We start from the raw sequence: 6,182 nt of genomic DNA, 5'->3' as shown, positions 1-6,182 counted from the left end.
CCGTGGCGGACTTCGCCCGCCAACGCGTCCGGTCGATCGTCGGGCACGTCCGCCCCGCGGACGGGCCGGAGGACGTCGAACGCGCGGCAACCGATGTCGCCGCGGCCCTGACCGAATCGGGGTACGCGGCATCCATCGAGGACGCCGGGGCGGGCCTGCAGATCTGCCAGCACCACTGTCCGGTGTGGAACGTCGCGTCCCGGTTCCCCGAATTGTGTGAGGCCGAGCAGGAGGTGGTGTCCGAGATAGTCGGCACCCACGTCCAGCGCCTCGCCACCATCGCCGGCGGACACTGCGCCTGCACCACGAACATCCCCACGGGGATGGTGACCGCCGGCGACCTGGCGGCCACCATGCCCGCAGCGGCCGACGCAGACGCGTCGGTTCCGACCCCCGAAAGGACTGTGCGATGACCATCACCCCAGATCAGGTGACGGCCGACGTCACCGTGCACGAGCCGACCACCGACGAGGAGCGGATCGCCTCGCTCGGCCAGTACAACTACGGTTGGCACGATTCCGACTCCGCCGGTGCGACCGCACAGCGTGGCCTCTCGGAGGCCGTGGTGCGTGACATCTCCACCAAGAAGAACGAGTCCGAGTGGATGCTCGCCAAGCGACTCAAGGCGTTGTCGACCTTCTACAAGAAGCCCATGCCCGCCTGGGGCTCGGACCTGTCGGGGATCGACTTCGACAACATCAAGTACTTCGTGCGCTCGACGGAGAAGCAGGCCACCTCGTGGGAGGACCTGCCCGAGGAGATCAAGAACACCTACGACAAGCTCGGTATCCCGGAGGCGGAGAAGCAGCGCCTGGTGGCGGGCGTCGCGGCCCAGTACGAGTCCGAGGTGGTCTACCACCAGATCCGCGAGGACCTCGAGAGCCAGGGTGTCATCTTCATGGACACCGACACCGCGCTCAAGGAGCACCCGGAGTACTTCGAGGAGTACTTCGGCTCGGTGATCCCGGCCGGTGACAACAAGTTCTCCGCGCTCAACACCGCCGTGTGGTCGGGCGGCTCGTTCATCTACGTGCCCAAGGGCGTCCACGTGGACATCCCGCTGCAGGCCTACTTCCGGATCAACACCGAGAACATGGGCCAGTTCGAGCGGACGCTGATCATCGTGGACGAGGACGCCTACGTGCACTACGTCGAGGGCTGCACGGCGCCGATCTACAAGTCGGACTCCCTGCACTCCGCCGTCGTCGAGATCGTGGTCAAGAAGGGCGGCCGCTGCCGCTACACGACCATCCAGAACTGGTCGAACAACGTCTACAACCTCGTCACCAAGCGCGCCCGGGCCGAGGAGGGCGCGACCATGGAGTGGATCGACGGCAACATCGGGTCCAAGGTCACCATGAAGTACCCTGCGGTGTGGCTCACCGGCGAGCACGCGAAGGGCGAGGTGCTCTCGGTGGCGTTCGCAGGTGAGGGACAGCACCAGGACACCGGGTCCAAGATGCTGCACCTGGCCCCCAACACCTCCTCGAACATCGTCTCCAAGTCGGTGGCACGGGGTGGTGGCCGGTCGGCCTACCGTGGGCTCATCCAGATCAACCCCGGCGCGAAGGGCTCCAAGTCCAACGTCGAGTGCGACGCCTTGTTGGTGGACAACATCAGCCGGTCCGACACCTACCCGTATATCGACATCCGTGAGGATGACGTGACGCTCGGGCACGAGGCCACCGTGTCCAAGGTGAGCCAGGACCAGCTGTTCTACCTCATGAGCCGCGGCCTGGCCGAGGACGAGGCGATGGCCATGATCGTGCGCGGCTTCGTCGAGCCGATCGCCAAGGAACTCCCGATGGAGTACGCCCTCGAGCTCAACCGCCTGATCGAACTCCAGATGGAAGGATCGGTGGGCTGACAGTCATGACCGACACCACTACTGCCACCACGGGATCCGGCCCCACCCCGGTGACGGATCGCTACGGGATCCCCGTCACCGCCACCAAGGGTGACCAGTTCTCCTCCTTCGACGTGAACGCGTTCGAGGTGCCGAGCCACAAGGACGAGATCTGGCGCTTCACCCCGCTCAAGCGGCTCCGCGGGATCCACGACGGATCCAATGTGACCGCCACCGGGAACCTGCTCGTCTCCGTCGCCGAACGTGACGGCCTGACGGTCGAGAGCGTCGGGACCGACGACAAGCGGATCGGCGAGGCCGGGGCCCCCCGCGACCGCGTCGCCGCGCAGGCCTTCACTTCCGTCGCCGAAGCGACGGTGCTGACAGTGGCCACGGAGACGGTCCTCGACGACCCCGTGTACGTCACCGTCGACGGCCCGGGGGAGGGGGAGCTGGCCTACGGCCACGCCCAGATCCGACTCGAGCCGTTCGCCAACGCGACCTTCGTGGTCGACCAGCGCGGCGGCGGGACGATCGCCGAGAACGTCGAGTTCGTCGTCGGCGACTCGGCGCACCTCGAGGTCGTCCTCATCCAGGACTGGGACGACGACGCCCTGCACCTGGCCAACCACCACCTGCAGGTCGGTCGCGACGCGACCCTGACCTACACCGCGGTGACGTTCGGCGGTGAGCTGGTCCGGATCGCGCCGCTGACGACGTTCACGGCCCCCGGGGGCACGGTGAACGTCAACGGCCTGTACTACGCGGACGACGGACAGCACATCGAGCACCGTCTGCTGGTGGACCACGCTGTGCCCAACTGCACCTCGCGGGTCCTGTACAAGGGCGCCCTGCAGGGTGACGCGTCGTCGAACCTGCCCGACGCCCACACCGTGTGGATCGGCGAGGTCCTCATCCGCGCGGCCGCCGAGGGTACGGACACCTATGAGATGAACCGCAACCTCGTCCTCACCGACGGGGCACGCGCGGATTCCGTCCCGAACCTCGAGATCGAGACCGGCGAGATCGCCGGTGCCGGTCACGCCAGCGCCGTGGGCCGATTCGACGAGGAGCACCTGTTCTACCTCATGTCCCGGGGGATTCCCGAGGACACCGCACGCCGCCTGGTCGTCCGGGGCTTCTTCGGCGAGGTGATCAACCGCATCGGCGTGCCCGAGGTGCGTGAGCGGATCGCCGAGGCCGTCGAATTGGAACTGCAGTCCTCCGGGATCTGACCCCCGGGCCCGAGAGACCACCCCGAAGACTTCACGAAGATTGCGAGCACACCAATGACCATTCTCGAGATCAAGGGCCTGACGGCCCGCGTCGCGGCGACCGCCGACTCGGCCGAGACCGTCGACATCCTCAAAGGTGTCGACCTGACCATCGAGTCCGGGCAGACCCACGCCATCATGGGGCCGAACGGCTCCGGCAAGTCGACCCTGGCCTACGTCATCGCCGGCCATCCCAAGTACGAGGTCACCGGCGGCACCGTCACCCTCGACGGTGAGGACGTGCTGTCGATGGAGGTCGACGAGCGGGCCCGCGCCGGTCTGTTCCTGGCCATGCAGTACCCGACCGAGATCCCCGGGGTCTCGACCGCCAACTTCCTGCGTACCGCGGCCACCGCCGTGCGCGGCGAGGCGCCCAAGCTGCGGCACTGGGTCAAGGAGGTCAAGGAGGCCATGTCCGACCTCGACTTCGACCCGGCCTTCTCCGAGCGCAGCGTCAACGAGGGCTTCTCCGGTGGCGAGAAGAAGCGCCACGAGATCCTCCAGCTGGATCTGCTCAAGCCCAGGATCGCCGTGCTCGACGAGACCGACTCCGGCTTGGACGTGGACGCCCTGCGCGTGGTGTCCGACGGCGTCAACCGCTACAAGGCCGAGGAGAACGGCGGCATCCTCCTCATCACGCACTACACCCGCATCCTGCGGTACATCACGCCCGACCGCGTGCACGTCTTCGTCGACGGCCGGATCGCCGCCTCCGGGGGCGCCGAGCTGGCCGACGAGCTCGAGGCGAACGGGTACGAGAAGTACCTGACGCCCGCCACCGCCTGATCGGAACAGCTGGGAGACCATGACCTCGACCCTCGACCTGACAGCAGTCCGCGCGGATTTCCCCATCCTGTCGCGGACGGTCCGTGACGGAAAGCCCCTGGTCTATCTGGACTCCGGGGCGACGTCGCAGCGCCCGACCCAGGTGCTCGACGCCGAGCGGGACTTCCTCCTGCACTCCAACGCCGCGGTCCACCGGGGCGCGCACCAACTCGCGGAGGAGGCCACGGACGCCTACGAGGGCGCCCGCGCCGACATCGCGCGATTCGTCGGAGCCGACGTGGACGAGCTGGTCTTCACCAAGAACGCCACCGAGGGACTCAACCTCGTGGCGTTCGCCCTGGGGGACCAGCGGTTCGGCGCGCACGCCGTCGGCCCCGGCGACGAGGTCGTCATCAGCGAGCTCGAGCACCACGCGAACCTGGTGCCGTGGCAGGAGCTGTGCCGGCGCACCGGCGCGACCCTGCGCTGGTACGGCGTGACCGACGACGGCCGGATCGACCTCGACTCGCTCGAGCTCACCGACGCCGTCAAGGTCGTCGCCGTGACGCACCAGTCCAACGTGACCGGCGCGGTCACCGACGTGGCCCGCGTTGTCGACGCGGCCCGCGCGGTCGGCGCGCTGGTCGTGCTGGACGCCTGCCAGTCGGTGCCGCACATAGCGGTGGACTTCCACGCGCTCGGTGTGGACTTCGCCGCCTTCTCCGGCCACAAGATGCTCGGCCCCACCGGGATCGGCGTCCTCTACGGACGTCGCGCACTGCTGCACGCGATGCCGCCCGTGCTCACCGGGGGGTCGATGATCTCCACCGTGACGATGGAGGAGTCGACGTTCGCCGAGCCGCCGCAGCGGTTCGAGGCGGGCGTTCCCATGGTCTCGCAGGCGGTCGGCCTGGCCGCGGCCGTCCGCTACCTCGAGGCGGTGGGGATGGAGACCATCGCCCGCCACGAGGAGGCGCTGACCGTGGCCGCCCTCGAGGCGCTGCAGCAGATCCCGGGCATCCGCATCGCCGGGCCGACGGACATGGTCTCCCGCGGCGGGGCCGTCTCCTTCGTGGTGGACGGCATCCACGCCCACGACGTGAGCCAGGTCCTCGACGACGACGGCGTCGCGGTCCGGGTGGGTCACCACTGCGCGTGGCCGCTGCACCGGCGCCTGGGCGTCCAGTCCACGGTTCGGGCGTCGTTCGCGCTGTACAACACCCTCGACGAGGTCGAGGCGTTAGCTCGGTCCCTGCGCCGTGCCCAGGAGTTCTTCGGAGTGGACAGGGGTGGAGTGAAGTGAAGCTCGAGCAGATGTACCAGGAGGTCATCCTCGACCACTACCGCCACCCGCACCACAGCGGGCTGCGGGAGCCCTTCGGCGCCGAGGTCCACCACGTCAACCCGACCTGCGGCGACGAGCTGACCCTGCGGTTGCGCCTGTCCGATGATCTCGCCACCGTGGAGGATGTGTCCTACGACGCACAGGGGTGCTCGATCAGCCAGGCTTCGACCTCGATGATGGCCGACCTCCTGGTCGGTCGACCCGTGGGGGAGTCACTCGATGTCGTCGACGCCTTCCAGGCGATGATCTCCTCCCGTGGCCAGGACGAGGGGGACGAAGAGGTCCTCGACGACGCGGTGGCCCTCGCCGGGGTGTCGCGGTACCCCGCGCGGGTGAAGTGCGCCCTGCTGGGCTGGATGGCGTTCAAAGACGCCCTCGGCCGACAGACCGAACACCATCAGGAGTGATGAGACATGACCGAGCAGATGACACCTGCCAACGATCCGACGGTCGACGACCCCATGTCGGCCACCGAGAACGACACGCCCGCGGGCACCGCCTACAACGGGGAGTTCCGCCCGGACCCCAACCGGCCCGAGCAGTCGGAAGAGGACCTCGCCCTGGTCGCCGATCTCGAGGAGGCCATGCGTGACGTGGTCGACCCCGAGCTCGGCATTAACGTCGTGGACCTGGGTCTGGTCTACGACATCTGGGTCCGCCCCGGCGAGACCGAGGGCTCCACGATCGCCCGCGTCGACATGACGCTGACGTCGGCGGCCTGCCCGCTCACCGACGTGATCGAGGACCAGGCTCGCTCTGCGACGGTCGGCTCCGACCTCGTCAACGACCTCGAGCTCAACTGGGTCTGGATGCCGCCGTGGGGACCCCAGATGATCACCGACGAGGGACGCGAGCAGCTGAGGGCCATCGGCTTCACCGTGTAGCCCTCCTCGCGGCGCCGCCGCCGCGATCCGCGTGCCCGCTAGAGCGCCCGCCCCGTTCCGGACGGGGC

General features: G+C 68.3%; 7 protein-coding genes. All 7 read left to right on the top strand.

Going from position 1 to position 6,182, the window contains the following annotated elements:
- A partial coding sequence (locus H483_RS28980; RefSeq protein WP_017836806.1) for a metalloregulator ArsR/SmtB family transcription factor occupies positions 1-413 on the top strand: 413 nt, incomplete at its 5' end.
- A complete protein-coding gene (gene sufB / locus H483_RS28975) occupies positions 410-1,867 on the top strand; it encodes a Fe-S cluster assembly protein SufB (protein ID WP_017836805.1) in 1,458 nt (485 codons plus the stop codon). The genes H483_RS28980 and sufB, both read left to right, overlap by 4 nt.
- 5 nt (positions 1,868-1,872) lie before the next feature.
- Complete coding sequence (gene sufD / locus H483_RS28970; protein ID WP_017836804.1) at positions 1,873-3,081, top strand: Fe-S cluster assembly protein SufD; 1,209 nt, start codon at positions 1,873-1,875, stop codon at positions 3,079-3,081.
- Positions 3,082-3,135: 54 nt separating this feature from the next.
- Positions 3,136-3,906, top strand: coding sequence for a Fe-S cluster assembly ATPase SufC (sufC, locus tag H483_RS28965; RefSeq protein WP_017836803.1), 771 nt, complete (start codon positions 3,136-3,138; stop codon positions 3,904-3,906).
- Between the two features lie 19 nt (positions 3,907-3,925).
- Positions 3,926-5,188, top strand: coding sequence for a cysteine desulfurase (locus H483_RS28960; protein ID WP_017836802.1), 1,263 nt, complete (start codon positions 3,926-3,928; stop codon positions 5,186-5,188).
- Positions 5,185-5,637, top strand: a complete 453-nt coding sequence (sufU, locus tag H483_RS28955; RefSeq protein ID WP_017836801.1) for a Fe-S cluster assembly sulfur transfer protein SufU — start codon at positions 5,185-5,187, stop codon at positions 5,635-5,637. Before H483_RS28960 ends, sufU begins: the two co-directional genes overlap by 4 nt.
- Positions 5,638-5,643: 6 nt before the next feature.
- Positions 5,644-6,114, top strand: a complete 471-nt coding sequence (locus H483_RS28950; RefSeq protein WP_017836800.1) for a metal-sulfur cluster assembly factor — start codon at positions 5,644-5,646, stop codon at positions 6,112-6,114.
- The last annotated feature ends 68 nt before the right edge of the window (positions 6,115-6,182 follow it).

The sequence above is a fragment of the Dietzia sp. UCD-THP genome, assembly GCF_000349585.1.
Classification (GTDB): Bacteria; Actinomycetota; Actinomycetes; order Mycobacteriales; family Mycobacteriaceae; genus Dietzia; species Dietzia natronolimnaea_A.
The sequence above is the reverse complement of the archived record's forward strand: the minus strand, read 5'-3'. Positions and strand labels throughout refer to the sequence as shown.

Bases quoted from the DNA above. Each gene is read 5' to 3' on its own strand.
- sufB (WP_017836805.1), top strand. From the start codon at position 410: ATGACCATCACCCCAGATCAGGTGACGGCCGACGTCACCGTGCACGAG.
- sufD (WP_017836804.1), top strand. From the start codon at position 1,873: ATGACCGACACCACTACTGCCACCACGGGATCCGGCCCCACCCCGGTG.
- sufC (WP_017836803.1), top strand. From the start codon at position 3,136: ATGACCATTCTCGAGATCAAGGGCCTGACGGCCCGCGTCGCGGCGACC.
- H483_RS28960 (WP_017836802.1), top strand. From the start codon at position 3,926: ATGACCTCGACCCTCGACCTGACAGCAGTCCGCGCGGATTTCCCCATC.
- H483_RS28950 (WP_017836800.1), top strand. From the start codon at position 5,644: ATGACCGAGCAGATGACACCTGCCAACGATCCGACGGTCGACGACCCC.